Consider the following 20,246-nt stretch of genomic DNA (forward strand, 5'->3'; position numbering starts at 1 on the left):
CTGCAGGCGGGAGCCTGTGGGAGACTAGGACGCTGCCGGACTTATTTATTCGTCCCCCCAAACGTTGTTTGGGGGGACGAATGTTTTTGTGTGGGGTTTGTTATGGGTTGTTGGGGTTTCCGGACCGATAAACCCCTAAAATGACATAACGCGGTGTCTGGGTGGGCAGGAAAGAGAAGGGGCCCGGGCTCGGGCGTGAGCGGCGGGGGAGTGGCCTCATTCGTCGATGGCCGTGTTCACCATGTGGGCCTCCGCCACGACGAGCGTGGCCTGGTCGCTCGTCTCCATCGTGATGACACCCCTGGCGCCGAGGCCCTCCCAGGTGATCGTCCAATGGGTTGTCGCAGTGATGGTGTACTCCCCGTCCTTCTCGTACACGTAACCGCAGTCGGGGGAGGGCTCGTTGTGGACCAGGGCCGGATCCCACGGGGTGCCAGCGCCGCAGCTCACGCTGCCGCCGTCACCCATGTCCCACACCACCCGGTCCACGGTCGCCGTCGCCGTCACGGTGTAGCCACCAGCGGACGCCGATCTGGAGATCGGTCCCAGACTGGCGGGATCGGAACTGTCATTCCACAACCACGTGTTCCAGCCCACATAGGTCAATCCATCGGCATCCTGCTGCCTCGTCGGGGGACTCGTCGCGATCCGCACCGGCTGCAACTGCATCTGTGCCACTGCCGTCCGGGCCAGCTGCCCCGGATCCGGTAGCACGACATCCGCAGCCAACCGCACCACCCGGTACAGCGCCAGCTCGTCCCCGGTGACGCACACCCGGTCATCCGGATGCGAATCCAGTGCCACGGTCGGAACCACGTAGCACTCCTCCCCGTGATGCCACCACATCTGCCCCGACTGACACGGCACCACCGCGCCCTTGTGCGTGCACTCCGTCCGCTCCGACACCACCTTGGAGCCACCACCGCTTCCCGGTGAACCAGGCGCTTGGACAGTAATGACTACACGGCCTTGCTCGTTTGCTGACACGGGGGGCTCGTCTTCTGCTTGTGCGGGATGCAGAGGAAGGACACTGAGGAGTAGTAGCGCCGTTGCTGTGATCCAAGCCTTAGGTTTCATGCGTCGCACCGTTCTGCTACGTCAGTTGTATAGTGTGCGACCTTCCAAACTTCGTCTTCCTGTGTTACCTTTAGCTGCCAAGCTCGGATCTTAGGGCGGTTGGAATCCAAAATTGATTCGCCGGTATCGAGATCGACGACATCCGTTCCCGTGACATCCGTGCATGCAGTGACTAGAACTGTTTCTGTGGTGTCCTGTTGAGATCCCTGAATTGCATACGAGAATTTGCCGGTTTGAACGATGTTGTTCTTTCGGTCCTCCTCGATGAAAGGAATTTCTTGGTCGGCTACACTGCCAGTTACGATTGCGCGTAGTGGTTCAATGTTTTTTGCTGGGTCCGTCTGGATCTCGTTCTTCAGGCGGAAGTAGTCGGCGACGACCGCCTCGGCCGCCTGTTGCTCGGGTGATTTCGTCGGTGTCGGTTCCTCGCTGGGCCATGCCGTCATCGTCTGTGGTACCTGGGTGACCGTGGCCGACTCCGTGGGCACCCGTGGGACCTCGGGGGTGCTCGGGGCGCACCCCAGGAGTGTGACGGCCAGCAACACCGAAACCCGCCTCATGACCACTCCTTCGTGATCGTGCTGGAAACACTGCACCCCCACCCCAACACGAAACCCGTGCCGACGCCACCCATTCGGCCCAAAGGGTGACAGCTCGCGAAATTACTCGGTGATCCGCCGTGGAGGGGGTCAGGGTCGCGGCTGTGTGGGGCGGCTGCGGGGGAGCGTGATCTCGACGACGCACCCGCCGCCCCGGCTGTTCATGGTGACCCGGCCTGCGTGTGCGGCGACGATGGTGCGGACGATGGGCAGGCCCAGGCCATTGCCGGAGTCCGTCCCCGGGGTGCGGGCGCGATCCCCGCGCCAGCCCGCTTGGAACACCCGCGCCAGGTCCTCGTCGCTCACGCCGCCGCACTCGTCGCTGACCTGCACGTGGACGCTGTCGCCGTCGCTGACGACCTCGACGGTCACGGTGCTGCCCGGATGGGTGTAGGAGATGGCATTGCCCACCACGTTCTGCAGCGCCCTCGCCAGCAGACCGCCGTCCCCCACCACGTCGGTCGACGGCCCGGTGACGGAGCCGGTGAGAGTGACCTCCTTGGCCAGGGCGAGCGGTTGCAGGTGCCCGACGAGATCCGAGACGAGGTCCCCGATGGTGACGGTTTCCTGCCCCATGTCGAGGGAGCCGGTGTGCAGTCCGGCCAGCGCGAGCAGGTCGTCGACCATCCCGGCCGTCCGCTCCGCCTCGGCCACGATCTGACGGTGGTAGGAGGCGGGCTCGGGGGCGATCCCGTCCTCCAGCGCCTCGGCCATCGCCCTGATACCGGCCAGGGGAGTCCTCAGGTCGTGGGACAGCCACGTGATGAGTTCCCGACGGCCCTGCTCGACCTCCCGTTGGCGACGCTCCCGCTCGAGTTCCCGGGCGGAATCCATGATGACTCGTTGGCTGCGCCACGACACGAGAATCCCCGCGAGCAGTGCCGCGGGCAGCGTCGCCGCCAGCAGGAGCAGGGGGACCCGCACCGATTCGATGAGCATGAGACGCACCCCGAACAACAGGCCCACACCGATCGTGATGACGACCGCCACCGGACTGAGCAGCGCCGCCCACCGCACGGAGCGGCGCGCCACCCCGGAGGTCAGCGCCGCGCACCCAAGGCCGACCCCCAGGGTCACGGCCGCGACGGCCAGGAGCTGCTCAGTCACGGTGCGGCTCCCACCGGTACCCCCGACCCCACACCGTCACCAGGCGCGTGGGGCACTGCGGGTCGGGTTCGATCTTGCTGCGGACCCGGCGGACGTGAACCGTCACCGTGGAGGCGTCGCCGACGTCCCACCCCCACACGGCCCGCATGAGATCGTCGCGGGAGAACACCTCGTCGGGATGGCTGACCAGATGGGCCAGCAGGTCGAACTCCCGGAAGGTGAGGTTGAGGGGACGGCCGTCGAGGGTGGCCTTCTGCGCGGTGAGGTCCAGCGTCAGCGGGCCGTCGGCGATGACCTCCCGTCCCGGCGCGGCGGGCTGCTGACGTCGCAGCACCGCCCCCACCCGCAACACCAGCTCCCGGGGGCTGAAGGGCTTGGCCAGGTAGTCGTCGGCCCCGAGCTCCAGCCCCAGCACCCGGTCGGCCTCGGAGCTCTTCGCCGTCAGCATGATGACCGGCGCGCCGACCCCGGCGGAACGCAGCCGCCGGAACACCTCGTGCCCGTCGATGCCCGGCAGCATGAGGTCGAGGATGATGAGGTCGCAGCCCTCGGCCCGGCCGAGAGCCGCCACCCCGTCCCCGACCTCGATGACCTCGTGACCGGCGGCACGCAGGTAGTCGCTGACCACGCCACGCACCGTCGGGTCGTCATCCACGAGAAGAACGGTCGCCACCCGCTCAGCATAGGCGTCATCCGAAGGTGAAGGCATTGGCGCGCACGCCCTCGTCGAAGGTCAGCGTGACCGTGGTGCCGCCCGTCACCTCGGGCAGTGACACCAGCCGATACATCCTTGCCCCGTCGATGACCGCGTGGTCACCTTGGACGTGCTCCCCGCCGGGGGTGACGCCTCCCTCGACCTCGACCTTCACCCTGCTCCCGGCCGGACCGTCCATGACGAGGTACATCTCCCGTCCCGAGAACCGGTACCGCAGCTGGGCCCCGTCTCGGGTCGCGGTGATGGACTCGCCGTCGGCCTGCCACGACCCGCCGAGGGTCCAGTGTCCCGAGGCCGAGGGATCCCCGGCGACGCCGTAGTCATGATTCCCCTCCACGAGGGTGACGTCGTTTCCTGCCGCACGCAGGGTGCCCAGGTAGGTCTCGGGGGACTGGCCGGGCGTGTGCTGCATCACCTCGTCGGACACCGTCGCCTTGTCCCCGGACTCGCCGAGCAGGTCACGGATCTGTTGCTCCGCCTCCTCGTAGTCCCCCTCCCCGAAGTGGACCCAACGGATCCGTCCCTCCTGGTCGATGAGGTACTTCGCCGGCCAGTAGCGGTTGTCGTAGGCCCGCCAGGTCGCGAAGTCGTTGTCCAGTGCGACGGGGTACCTGATGCCGGCGTCGACGACGGCCCTCTCGACGTTCTCCTTCACCTTCTCGAAGGCGAACTCGGGCGCGTGCACGCCGACGATCTCGAACCCGGCGTCGTGATAGCGGTCGTACCAGGCGTTGAGGTAGGGCTGGGTGCGCACACAGTTGACGCAGCTGTAGGTCCAGAAGTCGACGAGCACCACCTTGCCGCGCAGTTCGGCGAGTGTGAGGGGGTCACTGTTGATCCAGGCGGAGATCCCCGTCAGCTCGGGGGCCGCCGTTGGGTTCGGGATCTCGCCCCGGTCGGTGGCGGGCATGGCCACCTCCGCCGAGGGAATGAGCCCCTCCTCGAACGCGGCGAGGGAGGGGAAGCGGTCCACGGCCCACGCCTGGAAGTCCTTGTCGAGACCCGTGGCCACGAGCACACCCACGACGATGAACAGCCCCGCGATGACCCGCTGGAACCAGCCCCTCGGGTTCGCCGCCCAGCCGAGACGGTTGATGAGTGTGCGTCCCGCCAGGGAGATGGCCAGCAGTGCCCCCGCCATGCCGACGCAGTAGACGCCGAGGTAGAACAACCCGACGGTGGGGCTGGCGGGAAGGACCGTGGCGATCACCCAGGCGTAGGTGGGGGAGCAGCTGCTGAACACCGGACCCAGCGCGGCACCCGTGAGGACGGCCCCGAGGGTCTCGCTGCGCTGGCCGCGGGCCTTGTCCAGCAGCTGGTGGGCATTGTCCAGTTTCAACGCCGTGGACACGCGGGCCCACACCCCGGGGAACAGCATCACCAGACCCAGCAGCACCACCAGGGTGCCGGAGCCGATGGCCCAGGCCCTGGGGTCGATGTGCAGGAAGGCCGTGCTGACCTTCAGTAGCAGCGTGAACAGCAGCAACGACGCGACGAGGCTGCCCGCGATGAGGTAGGGGCGACGCCTGGAACCGTGTCCGAGGCTCCCACCCACGATGACCGGGAGGAAGGGCAGGACACAGGGCGCGAGCACCGTGAGGACGCCTGCCAGGAGGGAGAGAAGTGCGGTGACGACCATCGGATCAGCCCTGGAGCTCCTTGAGGAGGGCGTCGGTGGAGGTGCTCGACCACTTGCGGATCTCCTGCTGCTTGTCATCGACGGCGACGAAGGTGTGCTGCGTCGTCACCTTGTACTGCTGGCGGAGATCGGTGTGGTCGTCGTAGTCGACGCTCACGACCGTCGTCCCCTCTGGGATCCGGTTCGGATCGGCGGTGAGGTCGCCCACGATGGCCTTGCAGGCGGGGCACCATTTCGCGTTGAAGAACAGCACGACCTTGGAGTCGGCGAAGCTGCTCCTCGAGGCCTCGTAGTCCTCCCAGGTCACGAAGCGGGCGGGGGCGGCCATCGCGTCACCCGTCATGGCGTCGGACGGGCTCATGTGATCCCCGGGGGTCATGGCACCCGAGGGGCTCATGGCATCGGAGGGGGCCATGGCGGTCGGGCTCATGCGGTCGGCGGGGGACATCGCCTCGGTCGGGGAGCCGGCGGAGCAACCCGCGAGGCAGAGCAGAGCGGCAACAGCAACAGGGGCAAGGTATTTCTTCATGCAGAGCAGTCTTCCCCCTCAACCATGACATGTTCGAGGGAGGAATCCTTACGAGTTTGTGACGTCGCCCCGTCCTGCCCGAGTGATTTCCATCGTCCGTGGTGGTTTGGGACAATGGCGGACATGGTTGAACAGGGGAACTCCTCCGGCCGCGGTGGTGGCCAACGACGCGGCAGGCCAGGTACGGGGGGCCAGGGACCCAAGGGCCGGGACAACCGCAGTCACGGCAGGCCCGGGCAGCGGAAGCCCGCGCAGGCACGGGACGACCGGGATCCCCAGGGGCGAGGACGGTCCCGGGACCAGCGTCACCGCACCCGGCGTGACCAGGAGCGTCCCTCCCGGTTCGAGCCGAGGGACGAGGAACGCCGTGTCCCCAGCCCCGGCACGGCCCCAGCCCCTGACGAACCCGACACCCCCAAGGAGTTCGACGCCTCGCGGCTGCCGATCGGGGTGCGGGCCGAGCTGAAAGGGCTCTCGCAGGGTCTGGCCGACACCGTCGCCGCCCACCTCTACGCCGCGGGATCCCTCCTCGACGAGGACCCGGACCTCGCCTACCGCCACGCGGCCGCCGCCAAGCGCCGGGCCGGCCGGATCCCCGTCGTCAGGGAGGCCGCAGCGGAGGCGGCCTACGCCTCGGGGCGCTACGAGATCGCGCTGAGGGAGTACCGGGCGCTGCGCCGCATGAACGGACGGGACGAACTGCTGCCGGTGATCGCCGACTGCGAACGTGCCGTCGGCAGACATCGTGAGGCCCTCGACCTGCTGGCGAGCCTCGACCCCCGCACCAAGAACCTGGGGCTGAGGATCGAGTGCCTCCTCGTGGAGGCCGGCATCCGCAACGACCTCGGGCAGCGGGGCGAGGCCCTGCGGCTGCTGAAGTCCGCGATCTCCCACCGGATCGGTCCTCGTCTCGGGCAGGCCAGGCTGCGGTACGCCTACGCCGACCTCCTCGTCGCCGACGGACAGTTGGGCGCCGCGCGGGAATGGTTCGACGCCGCCGCCCGGCTGGACCCCGAGGGGGAGTTGGACGCGGTGGAGCGCGTCGCCGCCCTTGACGGGGTGACGTTGCCGGAGGACTTCGAGCTCGACCCCGAGCCCGAGGAGGATCCCCAGGACGCCATCGAGACCGAGGTCATCGAGCTGGTCAGCCCCGAGGAGGAGATCGCGGAGATCCTCGCCGAGATCGACGGGGAGGACCGGTGACCGCCCTCGTCGAGTCCTACGATGCGGCCCTGTTCGACCTGGACGGTGTCATCTACCTTGGCCCCCACGCGATCGACGGGGTCCCGGAGGCGCTGACGGAGATCCGCGCCCGGGGCGCCCGCCTCGGCTATGTGACGAACAACGCGGCCCGCACCCCAGCCCAGGTGGCGGCCCACCTCCGGGAACTCGGGATCGACGCCGAGGCGGGGGACGTCGTGAACTCCACCCAGGCGACGGTGACGATGCTCCAGGGACGCCTGCCCGCCGGGGCGCGGGTCATCGCGGTCGGTACGGCGGCCCTCGTCGAGCAACTCGCCGAGGGCGGCTTCCAGCCGGTGTCCTCCCTCGAGGAACAGCCGGTGGCGGTGGTGCAGGGCTATCATCCCCAGCTGCCGTGGCCGCTGCTCGAGACCGGGATCATGGCCATCCATCGTGGTGCCCAGTGGTTCGCGACGAACCCGGACCAGACCCGTCCCACCGAACGGGGCATCCTGCCCGGCTGCGGCGCCCAGGTCGATCTCATCGCCTCGTGCGTCGGGTTCCGCCCCGAGATGGCGGGCAAGCCCTACCGGCCGCTGCTGGACGAGACGGTGCGTCGGCTCGGGGCCACCTCGCCGATCTTCGTCGGGGACCGGGTCGACACCGACATCATCGGCGCCGGCAACGTCGGGATGGACTCCCTCTTCGTCTTCACCGGCGCCCACGGCAAGCGGGATCTCCTCGAGGCCCCGCCGGTGGGGCGCCCCACCCACATCGGCCGGGACATCTCCGCCCTCCTGGCGCCCCCGCGCCCGCTCGAATCCGTCGAGGGGGGATACCGGGTCCGCGGGGCCCAGGTGCGTCTCGTCGACGGCGCGACGCGCGCCACGCCGGTGCCCCCCGACCTCGAGGGCCAGCTCGACCTGCTCTGGGCGGCGCTCCACGCGGCCTGGTTCCAGGGCGGCGACGTGTCCGGCCTGCTCGACGACCTCGACCTCGTGCCATGACCGCCCCCACCCCCCGCTCCGCCGCACCCGCCCCGGTGCGTCGCATCGAGGAGGTCGCTGAGGCCATGGCCGACCTCGGCGAGGTCTCGACGATGCCGGTGGCCGATGCCCTCGCCCAGCTGCAGGAGGCGCACCGACGACTGCTCGTGGCGCTCAACCCCGACGCGGTCCAGCCGAGCCTGCCCCGCCTGGACCGGGCGAGGTGAGACTCGACAAGGCCCTCCAGACCCGTGGGCTCGTCCGCTCCCGCACCCGGGCCGCAGCGCTCATCGCGGAAGGTCTGGTCCAGGTCGACGGGGTGGTGGCGACCAGGCCCTCGCAGCAGGTCGGACCGGACACCGTGATCGAGGCGACGGTGGAGCCCTGGGTGTCGCGGGCGGCCCACAAGCTGCTCGGCGCCCTCGACGACTCGGGCACCGTGGTGCGGGGCAGGGTGTTGGACGCGGGCGCCTCGACCGGGGGCTTCACCCAGGTGGCCCTGGCCAGGGGAGCGCAGCTCGTCCACGCCGTCGATGTCGGCCACGACCAGCTGGCCCCTGAACTCCGCGACGATCCGCGGGTGCGGGTCCACGAGGGGCTCAACCTGCGTGACCTCACGCTCGAGGACCTGGACGGCGAGCGGATGGATCTCGTCGTCGGCGACGTCTCCTTCATCTCCCTGCGCCTGCTCCTGCCTTCCCTGCTCTCGGTGCTCCGCCCGGACGGGGAGGCGCTGCTGCTGGTCAAACCCCAGTTCGAGGTCGGGCGTGGTCGCCTCGGTGCGGGCGGGGTCGTCCACGATCCCGAACTGAGACGACGGGCTGTCGACGACGTGATCGCCGTGGCCGCATCACTTGGCTGGGACTGCGTCTGGCAGGGGACCAGCCGACTCCCCGGGGCGGAGGGGAACGTGGAGTTCTTCATCCGGCTCGTCAGGGTGCCACAACCCCCTGACGGTGGCGCACCCTCCCGGGGCTGATTACCCTTGGGCAGCGTGGAGAGTCGTACCCTGGCAGTCCTGCTGCATCCTGAACGCCCCGAGGCCCTCGAGGCCGCGTGCGTGTTCATGCGTCGGATGCCCGGTTTCACCTTCCTGACCTTCGCCGACGACGTGGAGCGGCTCTCCCGGCAGGTCCCGGAGGTGGACCTGCGGGCCACGGATGGTCTCACCGCGGAGCTGGCCGTCGTGTTCGGCGGGGACGGCACCATCCTGCGTGCCGCCGAATGGGCCCACCCGGCGGGTGTGCCGCTGCTCGGTGTGAACCTCGGGCACGTCGGGTTCCTCGCCGAGCTCGAGACCTCCGATCTGAGCACCCTGCCGAAGGCCGTCATGGAACGCGACTACGACATCGAGCGGCGTCTCGTGCTCGAGGTCCGCGTCGAGGAGGCCGACGGCGCCGTCGCCTGGCAGTCCTTCGCCGTCAACGAGTCGTCGTTGGAGAAGATGGCCAGGGAGAAGATGCTCACGGTCCGCGCCCGCATCGACCGCCGACCCCTGTCGAGGTGGGGCTGCGACGGGGTGCTCGTGGCCACCCCGACCGGCTCCACCGCCTACGCCTTCTCCGGCGGCGGGCCCGTGGTCTGGCCGGAGGTGCAGGCCATGCTGGTGGTGCCCCTCTCCGCCCACGCCCTGTTCAACCGCCCCATGGTGCTGTCCCCGGACTCGACGGTCCAGCTGGAACTCGACGGCCCCGTGGACCAGGGGGTCATCTGGTGCGACGGGCGACGCAGCTACGACATCAGCCTCGGGCAGCGGATCGAGGTGAGTGCCTGCAGGCAGCCCCTGTACATCGCGCGGCTGTCCGAGCAGCACTTCACCACCCGCCTCGTGCGCAAGTTCAAGCTCCCGGTCAACGGGTGGCGCAGCGGCCCGAAGGAGCCCAGGTGCTGACGGAACTGCGGCTGTCCTCCCTCGGCGTCGTCGCGGACGCGTCCCTGACGCTCGGGCCGGGGCTCACCGCGCTCACCGGCGAGACGGGGGCCGGGAAGACGATGCTCGTGGCGGGTCTGGGGCTGCTGCTCGGTGCTCGGGCGGACGCCTCCCTCGTGCGCAACGGCGACGACAAGGCCGTCGTCCAGGGCCGCTGGGAGGTGGGTGAGGGCACCGCGGCGCTCGTCGAGGAACTCGGCGGCAGCCTCGACGACGGCATCGAACTGGTCTCGGTGCGGCAGGTCACCGCCCAGGGCAGGTCGCGTGCCGTCATCGGTGGCGCGTCGGTTCCCGTCAGCGCCGCGTCGACCCTGCTGGGGGAGATCGCCACCATCCACGGCCAGTCGGAGCAGCTCCGGCTGTCCTCGCCGGAACGTCAGCGCGAGATCCTCGACCTGTTCGCCCAACCCGAGGCGCTGCCCCGCTACCGGGAACGCCACGCTGAGCATCAGCAGCTGGCGGCGGAACTCGACCGGCTCCGGACGGCGGCGCTGGAGCGGGCCCGCGAGGTCGACATGCTCCGCCACTCCCTGGCGGAGATCGCCGCATGCGACCCCCAACCCGGCGAGGACGAGGACCTCGCCACGGAGGCCACACGCCTGGCGGATGCCGACGACCTGAAGGCGCTGGCCGTCGAGGTCCAGACCGCCCTGAGCGGCTCCGAGGAGGACTTCGACGCCCCCAGCGCGGTGGCGCTGATCGGGATGGCGCGCAAGACCCTGCGGAGTCTGGCCGACCGTGACCCGCGGGCAGGGGAGCTGTCCGGTCGGCTCGACGAGGTCGGCTACGTCATCGACGACCTCGCCCAGGAGGTCGCCAGCTACACCGCGGACCTGGTCTCGGACCCCGTGAGGTTGGCCGCCGTCGCCGACCGACGCGGCGAGCTCAGCCACCTGACCCGCAAGTACGGCACCACCATCGACGAGGTCCTCGCCTGGGCGGAGGAGTCCAGGCGGCGGCTGGATGAACTGGAAGGGGCCGACGAGCGGATCGAGGAGCTGCAGACGAGGGTCACGGAGCTCGATCGGCTGCTCGACGCGGACGCGGCGGCCATCACCGCGGACCGGGTGGCGGCATCCGCCCGGCTGTCCGAGGCGGCCGCCGCCGAGTTGCGGGCCCTGGCTCTCGGATCCGCGCGGCTGGAGTTCAACGTCACCCCCGCCGCGCGCGGACCCCACGGTGCGGACCGGATCGAGCTGTTGTTCGCCGCGAATCCCGGTTCCACCCCCGGCCCTCTGGGGAAGGTCGCCTCCGGTGGTGAGCTGTCCCGGGTCCGGCTCGCCCTCGAGGTGGTGCTGGCGGGAGCCGCGCCCGGGCACACCTTCGTCTTCGACGAGGTGGACGCCGGCGTCGGCGGGGCCGTCGGCCTGGAGATCGGGCGTCGGCTCCGCCGACTCGCCGAGACGTCCCAGGTGATCGTCGTGACGCACCTCGCCCAGGTTGCCGCCTTCGCCCACCACCACTTCGTCATCAGCAAGTCCAGTGACGGAGAGGTCACGACCTCCGACGTCACCCCGCTGGGCCCGAAGGAGCGGGCCGTGGAGCTGGCCCGCATGATGAGCGGGACCACCGACTCCCAGGCCGCGGTGAAGCACGCGCGTGAACTCCTGCAGTTCGCCTCGGAGCACCCTCTAAGCTGAGGTGATGACAAGAGCTCTCATCGTCGTCGACATCCAGCGGGACTTCTGTGAGGGGGGAGCCCTGGCCGTGGCCGGGGGAGCCGCCGTCGCGGCCCGGGTCAGCGAGTTGCTGGTTGGGGACCACGGCTACGACCTCGTCGTGGCCACCCGGGACCACCACATCGACCCGGGATCGCATTTCGGCCCCGACCCGGACTACGTCGACTCCTGGCCGGTCCACTGCGTCGCTGGATCCCCGGGAGCCGAGCAACATCCCGATCTGGTCTTCGACGCCTGGGATGGCCTTTTCCTCAAGGGGCGTTTCGACGGTGCCTATTCCGGTTTCGAGGGAGTCGAGGCCCGTGATGAGAGGTCCTTGGTGGATTTTCTCCGCGACCGGGGCGTCACCGATGTGGATGTGTGCGGGATCGCCACGGATCACTGCGTGCGGGCCACGGCCCTCGACGCCGCCCGGGAGGGATTCGCCACGACGGTGCTGGTGGACCTGACCGCGGCGGTGCACGCGGACTCCCTTCCCGACCTGGAACAGGAATGGGCGGCTGCGGGGATCGCCGTCTCCCGGGACGAGTGACCCCTTCGAAAAACGTCCGCTCACTTTTCGTGGATCATCCTTGGGAAGGACAAGGAGTTGTAACTTTCGTTAGTCATCCTTGGGGCAGTTCTCGTTGCTCGAACAAGTATTGTGATCGCTGTCATCCGAAAGGTTGGAGCAAGGTTTATCGCTGCGTTAGTTTTCGGCTCGGAACCACACCTCTTCAGAATGGAGATCCCCAATGTTGAAGCGCACGTTCGCCGCCCTGGCCGCTGCGTCCCTTCTCTCCGGTGCGGGCGTGAGCCTGGCCCATGCCAATGGCTCCGATGAGCCCTCCCTCAACTACACCGTCGGCGAGCAGATCGACGGCTGGGCCCCGGTCATGGTTGCCGCCCAGTGCGGTGACGGTGCCAAGCACGCCGTCGTCGCCCTCAGCCCCGCCGCATCGGTGAAGCTCGTCGGCGAGACCAAGGGCGAGGAGCGCGACGGCGCCCTGCGCGTCCAGTACCCGGCCACCAACGGTCAGGTGGAGCTCAACCTCACCGCGAGCATGACCGGCCAGGTCACGTTCTCCATCTCCTGCGTCCACGACTACAACTACTCCTCGGCCTCCCGGACGACGGAGCGGGTCATCGACGCCGCCAAGCCGGTCGCCGAGGACGGCGCCCCGCAGGTCAAGACCGCCGCGACGGGCGCGAAGGTCGTCGCCGGTGGCGAGGTCAAGCTGAGCGTCGCCGGTTTCGACTCCGAGGAGGGGCTGTCCGTGGACATGTACTCCACCCCGGTGAACCTGGCCAAGACCAAGGCCGACAAGGAGGGCAAGGCGGAGCTCACCGTCCGGATCCCGGAGAACACCACCGAGGGCGTCCACCACATCGTGGTGACGGGTGAGACGAGCGGTCTGCGCGCCATCACCGCCGTCAAGGTCGTCAAGGCCGAGGCGTCCCAGGGGAAGGGTGACGCGGCCAAGAAGGCGGCGCCGAAGTCCGGCAAGCAGGCCGGCCGTCCGGGCCTGCCCCGCACGGGTGCCTGATCCCACGACACCGGGAGATCCCTCCGGGCCCGCGTGCCCGGGGGGATCTACTGTCCCCGGACGACGTCGCCGGGTGGTCCGCTGGCTGGTGTCGTCGTTGATCCTGCTCGTGGTCCTCGCCCTCGTCGTGCCCCTCGCCCTGCTCCGGGGACTCGAGGGCAGGGCCCAGCGGCTGGACGTCGTCCTGCCCCGCTCCGAGGGGAGGGAACGGACCCTCCTGCTCGTCGGCGTCGATGACCGCTCCCTCGCCCCGGAGGGAAGCGCCGACTTCGGCGAACCGGGCTCCGATCCGGGGGCCCGCGCCGACCTGGTTCTCGCGCTGAGAACCGGACCCGACGGGGTCCGTGCGGCGTCGATCCCCCGTGACCTGCTCGTCGAGTACGAGCCCCAGCACTACGACCGGCTCGCCACCACCTGGCTTCAGGGGCCGCAGGCCCTCCTCGACGGGCTCTGCCGCACCCTGGATCTGGCCGTCGACCACGTCGTCGTGGTCAACCTGCGCGGATTCACCTCCCTCGTCGACGAGGTGGGCGGGGTCGAGGTGGACGTCCCCCGGCCGATCCGGGACCCGTGGGCACACATCGAGCTCCCGGCGGGCCAGCAGGTCCTCGACGGCCGCAGTGCGCTCGGGTACGTGCGCAGCCGACAGGGAGAGGTGCTCCAGGACGGCGGCTGGATCCCGGATCCGGAGGGGGCCGGCGGCAGGCAGCGACGCGCCGGCGAGGTGTTGCGGGCGCTGCTCCACCGACTGCCGAGGAACCCGGTGCGGCTGCACTCCATCGCCTGGGACCTCATGCCCGAGGTGAGCCTAGACCCGGGGACGGGTCTGCTGGACCTCCTCGCCTTCCGCGACGTCCCCGCCGACATCGTCACCGTCCCCACCGAGGGTGGGACGAACCCCGAGGACTGGGTGGCCTGGGACGGGCCCGCCACCCACGAGAGCCTCCGGGAACTGGGCCTGGCGACGGGCTGCAGCGCCTGAGCCGGAGTGTCGGCTCCTGCAACTGTCGCGAACCCTCCGGCGGGGTGCATCCTTGGAGGGATGACTCGTGTGGCGAGCGGAGAGGAGCCGAGTGATGGAGTGGGATCGTCCCCTGGCCTGGGAGGTCACCAACCGGGCGGAGCTGGGGGTGGGGCACGTGTCCGCCTTCGTCGACGAGACGATCGTCACCCCGTCGGGTGAGACGATCACGCGGCAGTTCCTCACCCATCCGGGAGCCGTGGCCGTCGTCTGCTGGGACGAGGACACCGATCGGATCGCGGTCATCCGGCAGTACCGTCATCCCGTCCGCATGGAGCTGGTGGAGATCCCCGCTGGCCTGCTGGACCAGGACGGCGAGGATTATGTGGTCGCCGCGCAACGTGAGCTGGCGGAGGAGGCGGAACTCGCGGCCGACAGGTGGCAGGTCCTCGTCGACGTGTGCAGCACCCCCGGCGCGTGTGAGGAGTCGTTGCGGGTCTTCCTCGCGCGGAACCCCCGCCCCGCCAGCCGACCGGAGGGGTTCGTGCTGGAGGGGGAGGAGGCCCACATGGATGCGTTCTGGGTGGAACGGGAACAGCTCGTCGCGGCGGTGCTGGCGGGACGGTGCCAGAGCCCGTCCCTCGTCTTTGGGGTGCTGGCCCTCGAGGCCGCCCGCCTCCGGGGAGCCGTCGAGGAGCTGCGTCCCGGGGATGCGCCGTGGCCCATCCGGGAGCGCCGAGCGTGAGTGTCGCCGACGACGCCGTGGGCCAGTACCTGGCCCACATCGGGGTGGAGCGGGGGCTTCGGGCGAACACGGTGGCCGCGTACCGGCGGGACCTCTCCCGGTACCTGCAGTTCCTCGCGGACCGGGGCATCACCGACCTCGCCGAGGTCACCCCCGTCGAGATCAGCGAGTACGTCCGCCACCTCGGCACCCAGCTGCGCACCTCCTCCGTCGCCCGGCAGGTGACGAGCGTCCGCAACCTCCACGCCTTCGCCCTCGGCGAGGGCGTCACGACGACGAACCCGGCCCAGGACATCGCCCCTCCCGCGGTGGGCAAGCGACTGCCGAAGGCCCTCACCGTCGACGAGGTCCTCGCCGTGCTCGGGGTGCCGGACCGGGCCGATCCCATCGGTCTGCGTGACGCTGCCCTGCTGGAGCTGCTCTACGGGACCGGGGCGCGCGTGTCCGAGATCACCGCCCTCGACGTCGACGAGGTCACCACCACACTGGCCGATCCCGAGACCGGGCTGCGGCTGGTCGGCAAGGGCGGCAAGGAGCGGATGGTGCCACTCGGCGGCTTCGCCCGGGAAGCCGTCGACGCCTACCTGGTGCGTTCCCGTCCCGGGCTCGCCACCAAGGGCGACGGTGGGGGAGCCCTGCTGTTGAACCGGCTCGGCCGACGCCTCTCCCGCAGTTCCGCCCACGCGATCGTCGCGGAGTGCGCCCGCCGTGCCGGGGTGACCAAGGAGGTGTCCCCCCACTCCCTGCGTCACTCCTACGCCACCCATCTCCTGGAGGGAGGAGCCGACGTCCGGGTGGTTCAGGAACTGCTCGGGCACGCCTCGGTGGCCACGACCCAGATCTACACCCTCGTCACCATCGACCAACTCCGCGAGGTCTACCAGGGCGCGCACCCCCGCGCCCGATGACCACATCCGGCGACGCCCCCTCCCGGGGTGCCGGACGACGAGGGGCGCACCGCAGGCCGGGCAGGAATCGCCGTCCTTGTTCGTCAAGACCCCGATTGAAACGTTTCAGGTGAGGCGGGTCGGCGGTTCGTGCCCACCCCGTCCCGAGAGGGTGAGTCGCCTCCCCGCGCACCCTCTAAGATGGTCTTGTCGACATATTTCAGGAGGCGAAGTGGCCGACGAGCTGTTCAAGGTGCCGGATGCGCCTGCGGAGTCCACCCTCGTGGAGGGGGAGATCGGCCCCACCGGACGCAGGCTCCCCGAACTCAGGGTCCCGCCCCCACCCGATCCCGGGCGCGAGATGGAGGCGACCATCATCTCGATGTGCAACCAGAAGGGTGGTGTGGGCAAGACGACCACCACCATCAACCTCGGCGCCGCCCTGGTCGAGCTGGGGTACAAGGTGCTGCTCGTGGACTTCGACCCGCAGGGATCGCTCTCGGTGGGTCTCGGGGTCAACCCGCACACGCTGGAGCACAGCATCTACAACCTGCTGCTCAGCAAGCAGTGCACCGTCGACGAGGTGGTGCGACCCACGAGTGTGCCCGAGCTCGACATCCTGCCCTCCAACATCGACCTCTCGGCCGCCGAGGTGCAACTCGTCAGCGAGGTGGCGCGCGAGCAGACCCTGACCCGGGTTCTCGCGCCGTTGCGGAGCCGCTACGACTTCATCCTCATCGACTGCGCCCCCAGCCTCGGGCTGCTCACCATCAACGCGCTCACCGCGAGCGACTACGTCATCATGCCGCTGGAGTGCGAGTTCTTCGCCCTGCGCGGCATCGCCCTGCTCACCGACACGATCTCCAAGGTGGCGGACCGGCTCAACCCGAAACTGAAGATCATGGGGATCCTCGGCACCATGTACGACGGCCGAACCCTCCACTCCCGTGAGGTGCTGGAACGGGTCGTGCAGGCCTTCGGTGACGACGTCTTCCACACCGTCATCCGTCGGACGGTGAAGTTCCCCGAGACCACCGTGGCCGGTGAGCCCATCACGACCTATGCGTCGGCATCCCCCGGGGCCGACGCCTACCGGATGCTGGCCCGGGAGGTGCTGCTCAAGTGTCGCTGAACCGTCGCGCCAAACTGCCCGGTGCCAGCGAACTGTTCCGATTGACGAACCCGGAGGCTGCGCCACCAGAACCCGAACCTCCTGCGAGGAACACGGGACAGCCGCGTTCCAAGGCCCTGCCCGCCGCGACGGGTCGGGTGAAGCACGACCAGAAGATCACGGTCTACTTCTCCTCCGACGAGCTCTTCGCCCTTGAGGACGCCACCCTGCAGCTCAAACGCATCCACGGCATCAACCTGGACCGGGGACGGCTGGTGCGCACCGCCGTCGCCCTGGCGTTGCAGGACCTCGAGGCCAACGGGGTCGACTCGGCGGTGGTGACGGAGCTGACCCGGCCGTGACCCGGCGGCGTCAGGAGGAGACTCCCGAGACGACCCCCGGCTTCGCCGTCCACCTCACCAACTTCGAGGGCCCCTTCGACCTGCTGCTGCAGCTGATCTCCAAGCGGGAACTCGACGTCACCCAGGTGGCGTTGAGCCAGGTCACCGACGAGTTCATCGCCCACGTCCGGGCGCTCGGGGACACCATGGGGCTGGAGCAGACCAGTTCCTTCCTCGTCGTGGCCGCCACGCTGCTCGACCTCAAGGCGGCCAGGCTGCTGCCCGGCGGCGAGGTCACCGACCCCGAGGACCTCGCGGCCCTGGAGGCCAGGGACCTGCTGTTCGCCCGGCTGCTGCAGTACCGGGCGTTCAAACAGGTCGCCGCCCACCTGGCGGAGCGGATGACGGCGGCCGAGCGGCTCCACTGGCGACCCGGCGGGCTCGAGGAGCAGTTCCGCGACGTGCTGCCGGAGGTCGAGCTGCCGATCGGTGCCGACGAGCTCGCCCGGCTGGCGGCCCGCGCCCTGACCCCCCGACCCGCCCCCGTGGTCCAGCTCACCCACCTGCACGGCTCGCGGGTCAGCGTCGTCGAGCAGACCGCCCTGGTGGCCGAGAGACTCAGCGACCGTGGGCAGCTGAGCTTCCGCGCCCTCGTCGCCGACTGCGACCGGCTCACGACGGTGGTGCGGTTCCTGGCGGTGCTGGAGCTGTTCCGGGCGGGCCGGATCAGCTTCGAGCAGGCCAGCCCGCTGGGGGAGCTCGGCATCCGGTGGCTGGGCGGCGACCCCCACCAGCCCCTGGTGGTGGACGAGTACGAGACCGTGGAGGAGACATGAGCACCCGACGCGCCATAGAGGCCATGCTGTTGATGGCCACCGAGCCCGTGGCCCCCACCCAGCTGGCGGCCGCCCTCGACGTTCCCGAGGCGGAGGTCGTCGCCGATCTGGAGGCGCTCGCCTCCTTCTACGAGGAGACCGAGCGCGGCTTCGAGCTGCGCCGGGTCGCTGGCGGCTGGCGGCTGGCCACCTGCCCCGACCTCGCGGAGGTGCTGGAGGCCGGGGTCGTCGCGGATGCCCGGGCCCGGCTCAGCCAGGCCGCCCTCGAGACCCTCGCCGTCATCGCCTACCTCCAACCCGTGACGAGGGGACGCATCGCCGGGGTGCGTGGGGTCAACGTCGACGGGGTGGTACGCACCCTGCTGACCCGCGGCCTCATCACCGAGGCGGGCGAGGAGCCGGGCGGGGCGATGCGGTTCGCCACGACGCCGCTCTTCCTGCAGAAGCTGGGGCTGGACTCCCTCGACGAGCTGCCCGACTTGGCACCGCTGCTGCCCGACGCCGTAGCCTTGGAGGCGGAACTGCGCGCCGCGACCGGATTGGAGGAGGGCCATGGCTGAGCAGGAGGGCATCCGCCTCCAGAAGGTGCTGGCCGCTGCGGGGGTGGCCTCCCGTCGGGCCAGCGAGATCCTCATCGAGGAGGGGCGGGTCGAGGTCAACGGCAAGGTCGTCACGGAGCAGGGCAGACGCGTCGACCCCGAGCGCGACACCATCCGCGTCGACGGGGCCAGGATCCCCCCGCCGCGCCGCCACCAGTACCTGGTGGTGAACAAGCCCCGGGGGGTCGTCTCCACCATGGACGACCCGGAGGGCCGCCGCACCCTGGCCGATCTCCTGCCCCGGAGATCCGAACGGTTGTTCCACGTGGGCCGCCTCGACACCGACACCGAGGGACTGATCCTGCTCACCAACGACGGGGAGTTCGCCAACCGGATGACACACCCCCGCTACGAGGTCCCGAAGACCTATCTGGCGGAGGTGGCCGGGCTGGTGGAGCCGAGGACCATCAAGCGACTGGAGAAGGGGCTGCGCCTCGACGACGGGCCGGTGAAGCCGGATCGGGTGAAACTCGTCTCCCGCAGCGAGACCCGCTCCCTGCTGTCGATCACCCTGCACGAGGGACGCAACCGCATCGTGCGACGCATGATGGACGCCGTCGGGCACCCCGTGGACCGGCTCGCCCGGACCGCCATCGGCCCGGTCCGGCTGGGGCAGCTCACCGTCGGGACCGCCCGGGACCTCTCCCGGGACGAACTCGGGGCGCTGCTCGACCTCGTCGATCTGTGAGGGTGCCGGGGTGTGGGGTAGCATCTTTCGGGTGCGTTTGAATGACCTCCTGCCCAGTTCCCGCGCCGCCCTCGGAATCGTGGCGGCCTGTGCCGTCGCGTTGACCGCCTGCTCCTCGCCGGAGCCCGCCGCCTCGCCCGAGCCCACCGCGTCGGTGAGTTCCTCGACGGCGGAGTCCTCGGCCGCCCCCGCCACGGGGGAGTCCAGCGCCGAGGCCCTGCCCACGAGCAGCATCGAACCCGCGGCCGACCTCAGCGCCATCACCGTCACCGACGCGGACGTTCCCGAGGTGACCGTTCCCGCGCCGTGGGGCATCGCCACCACCCAGGCGAAGGTGCTGCGCGAGAGCAGCGGCAGCCAGGTCGTCGGTGAGGAGGCCAACGTCGTGGTGAACTACGTCGGCGTCAACGGCCGCACCGGCGAGGTGTTCGACTCCAGCTTCGCCAAGGGCGCCCCCGCGCCCCTGTCCCTCGGCCACGTCGTGCCCGGGTTCAGGACGGGCCTGGCCGGGCAGAAGGTCGGGTCCAGGGTCCTCATCGGGATGACCGGCGCCGACGGTTACGCCCAGGGCAGCCCTCAGGTGGGTATCGAGGCCGGGGACTCGCTCGTCTTCGTCGTCGACATCATCTCCGCGTCCTTCACCGAGGCGATGGGTGAGGAGGTGACCCCGGCGGAGGGCCTGCCGAGCGTCACCATCACCGACGGCAAGCCGGAGGTCACGGTGCCCGAGGGGCTGGCCGCCGACACGCTGCAGGTGCAGCCGCTCATCAAGGGTCCCGGCGCCGCCGTGACCGCGGAATCCGTGGTGACCGTGAAGTACCGTGCCTGGGCCGCCAAGTCCGGAAAGTCGGTCGGCGACGGCTGGAGCCCGCAGTCCAAGCCGCTCGCCGAGCTGATCGAGGGATGGCGCACCGGGCTGATCGACCAGACCGCGGGATCGCGGGTCCTGCTCGTGGTGCCGGCCGCGCAGGCCTACCCGAACGGGCTGCCGGAGAAGGGGCTCGAGGCGGGCGAGGGGGTCGTCTACGTCATCGACATCCTCGACGTCCAGACGGCGACCCAGTAAGAGGGTGCGCGGATAGGGGGATCGTGACGAGGATCGTCACGGT

Annotated in this window: 23 protein-coding genes; 17 read left to right on the forward strand and 6 right to left on the reverse strand. The window is 69.9% G+C overall.

Annotated elements, in window-relative coordinates; genetic code table 11:
• Positions 1–216: 216 nt before the first annotated feature.
• The 6 genes from EII35_RS08860 to EII35_RS08885 all read right to left on the reverse strand — a co-directional run bounded on the left by EII35_RS08860 (position 217) and on the right by EII35_RS08885 (position 5,666).
• Positions 217–816 carry a hypothetical protein gene (locus EII35_RS08860; RefSeq protein WP_125228109.1) on the reverse strand — a complete coding sequence of 200 codons (600 nt, stop codon included), beginning with the start codon at positions 814–816 and terminating at the stop codon, positions 217–219.
• A gap of 257 nt (positions 817–1,073) precedes the next feature.
• Positions 1,074–1,637, reverse strand: coding sequence for a hypothetical protein (locus tag EII35_RS08865; RefSeq protein ID WP_125228110.1), 564 nt, complete (start codon positions 1,635–1,637; stop codon positions 1,074–1,076).
• A gap of 129 nt (positions 1,638–1,766) precedes the next feature.
• Entirely contained in the window at positions 1,767–2,783 is a 1,017-nt protein-coding gene (locus EII35_RS08870; RefSeq protein WP_125228111.1) for a sensor histidine kinase, read from the reverse strand.
• Positions 2,776–3,456: a response regulator transcription factor gene (locus EII35_RS08875; protein WP_260465079.1), complete on the reverse strand. Its 681-nt coding sequence runs from the start codon at positions 3,454–3,456 to the stop codon at positions 2,776–2,778. Before EII35_RS08875 ends, EII35_RS08870 begins: the two co-directional genes overlap by 8 nt.
• Before the next feature lie 16 nt (positions 3,457–3,472).
• Positions 3,473–5,137: a cytochrome c biogenesis protein DipZ gene (locus EII35_RS08880; protein WP_125228113.1), complete on the reverse strand. Its 1,665-nt coding sequence runs from the start codon at positions 5,135–5,137 to the stop codon at positions 3,473–3,475.
• Between the two features lie 4 nt (positions 5,138–5,141).
• Positions 5,142–5,666 (reverse strand): thioredoxin family protein, encoded by a 525-nt coding sequence (locus tag EII35_RS08885; protein ID WP_125228114.1) that lies wholly within the window; start codon positions 5,664–5,666, stop codon positions 5,142–5,144.
• Positions 5,667–5,789: 123 nt separating this feature from the next.
• Between EII35_RS08885 and EII35_RS08890 the strand changes: the two genes are divergently transcribed.
• From EII35_RS08890 to EII35_RS08965, 17 genes are all read left to right on the forward strand, one after another.
• Positions 5,790–6,869: a tetratricopeptide repeat protein gene (locus EII35_RS08890; protein WP_125228115.1), complete on the forward strand. Its 1,080-nt coding sequence runs from the start codon at positions 5,790–5,792 to the stop codon at positions 6,867–6,869.
• On the forward strand, positions 6,866–7,855 hold the full coding sequence (locus EII35_RS08895; protein WP_125228116.1) for an HAD-IIA family hydrolase: 990 nt from the start codon (positions 6,866–6,868) through the stop codon (positions 7,853–7,855). The genes EII35_RS08890 and EII35_RS08895 overlap by 4 nt, the downstream gene beginning before the upstream one ends.
• Complete coding sequence (locus EII35_RS08900; protein ID WP_125228117.1) at positions 7,852–8,061, forward strand: BAR domain-containing protein; 210 nt, start codon at positions 7,852–7,854, stop codon at positions 8,059–8,061. The genes EII35_RS08895 and EII35_RS08900 overlap by 4 nt, the downstream gene beginning before the upstream one ends.
• Positions 8,058–8,813: a TlyA family RNA methyltransferase gene (locus tag EII35_RS08905; protein ID WP_125228118.1), complete on the forward strand. Its 756-nt coding sequence runs from the start codon at positions 8,058–8,060 to the stop codon at positions 8,811–8,813. The genes EII35_RS08900 and EII35_RS08905 overlap by 4 nt, the downstream gene beginning before the upstream one ends.
• Before the next feature lie 6 nt (positions 8,814–8,819).
• Positions 8,820–9,725, forward strand: a complete 906-nt coding sequence (locus EII35_RS08910; protein ID WP_221739718.1) for an NAD kinase — start codon at positions 8,820–8,822, stop codon at positions 9,723–9,725.
• On the forward strand, positions 9,719–11,404 hold the full coding sequence (recN, locus tag EII35_RS08915) for a DNA repair protein RecN (protein ID WP_125228120.1): 1,686 nt from the start codon (positions 9,719–9,721) through the stop codon (positions 11,402–11,404). Before EII35_RS08910 ends, recN begins: the two co-directional genes overlap by 7 nt.
• 4 nt (positions 11,405–11,408) lie before the next feature.
• Complete coding sequence (locus EII35_RS08920) at positions 11,409–11,975, forward strand: isochorismatase family protein (RefSeq protein ID WP_125228121.1); 567 nt, start codon at positions 11,409–11,411, stop codon at positions 11,973–11,975.
• A gap of 202 nt (positions 11,976–12,177) precedes the next feature.
• Positions 12,178–12,969 (forward strand): hypothetical protein, encoded by a 792-nt coding sequence (locus EII35_RS15910; RefSeq protein WP_185744243.1) that lies wholly within the window; start codon positions 12,178–12,180, stop codon positions 12,967–12,969.
• A gap of 73 nt (positions 12,970–13,042) precedes the next feature.
• The gene (locus tag EII35_RS08925) at positions 13,043–13,951 is read left to right on the forward strand and encodes an LCP family protein (protein ID WP_185744244.1); all 909 of its coding nucleotides are present in this window, start codon (positions 13,043–13,045) and stop codon (positions 13,949–13,951) included.
• Between the two features lie 94 nt (positions 13,952–14,045).
• Complete coding sequence (locus tag EII35_RS08930) at positions 14,046–14,675, forward strand: NUDIX domain-containing protein (protein ID WP_125228123.1); 630 nt, start codon at positions 14,046–14,048, stop codon at positions 14,673–14,675.
• Entirely contained in the window at positions 14,672–15,583 is a 912-nt protein-coding gene (locus EII35_RS08935; RefSeq protein WP_125228153.1) for a site-specific tyrosine recombinase XerD, read from the forward strand. The genes EII35_RS08930 and EII35_RS08935 overlap by 4 nt, the downstream gene beginning before the upstream one ends.
• A 211-nt stretch (positions 15,584–15,794) precedes the next feature.
• Positions 15,795–16,694, forward strand: a complete 900-nt coding sequence (locus tag EII35_RS08940; RefSeq protein ID WP_125228124.1) for a ParA family protein — start codon at positions 15,795–15,797, stop codon at positions 16,692–16,694.
• Positions 16,691–17,035 carry a hypothetical protein gene (locus EII35_RS08945; RefSeq protein WP_125228154.1) on the forward strand — a complete coding sequence of 115 codons (345 nt, stop codon included), beginning with the start codon at positions 16,691–16,693 and terminating at the stop codon, positions 17,033–17,035. The genes EII35_RS08940 and EII35_RS08945 overlap by 4 nt, the downstream gene beginning before the upstream one ends.
• The gene (locus tag EII35_RS08950; protein ID WP_125228125.1) at positions 17,032–17,850 is read left to right on the forward strand and encodes a segregation and condensation protein A; all 819 of its coding nucleotides are present in this window, start codon (positions 17,032–17,034) and stop codon (positions 17,848–17,850) included. Before EII35_RS08945 ends, EII35_RS08950 begins: the two co-directional genes overlap by 4 nt.
• Entirely contained in the window at positions 17,847–18,410 is a 564-nt protein-coding gene (gene scpB / locus EII35_RS08955) for an SMC-Scp complex subunit ScpB (RefSeq protein WP_125228126.1), read from the forward strand. Before EII35_RS08950 ends, scpB begins: the two co-directional genes overlap by 4 nt.
• Positions 18,403–19,137: a pseudouridine synthase gene (locus EII35_RS08960; RefSeq protein WP_125228127.1), complete on the forward strand. Its 735-nt coding sequence runs from the start codon at positions 18,403–18,405 to the stop codon at positions 19,135–19,137. The genes scpB and EII35_RS08960 overlap by 8 nt, the downstream gene beginning before the upstream one ends.
• Before the next feature lie 31 nt (positions 19,138–19,168).
• Positions 19,169–20,203 carry an FKBP-type peptidyl-prolyl cis-trans isomerase gene (locus tag EII35_RS08965; RefSeq protein WP_125228128.1) on the forward strand — a complete coding sequence of 345 codons (1,035 nt, stop codon included), beginning with the start codon at positions 19,169–19,171 and terminating at the stop codon, positions 20,201–20,203.
• Positions 20,204–20,246 lie beyond the last annotated feature (43 nt).

It is taken from the genome of Arachnia propionica (genome assembly GCF_003932785.1).
Lineage (GTDB): Bacteria > Actinomycetota > Actinomycetes > Propionibacteriales > Propionibacteriaceae > Arachnia > Arachnia propionica_B.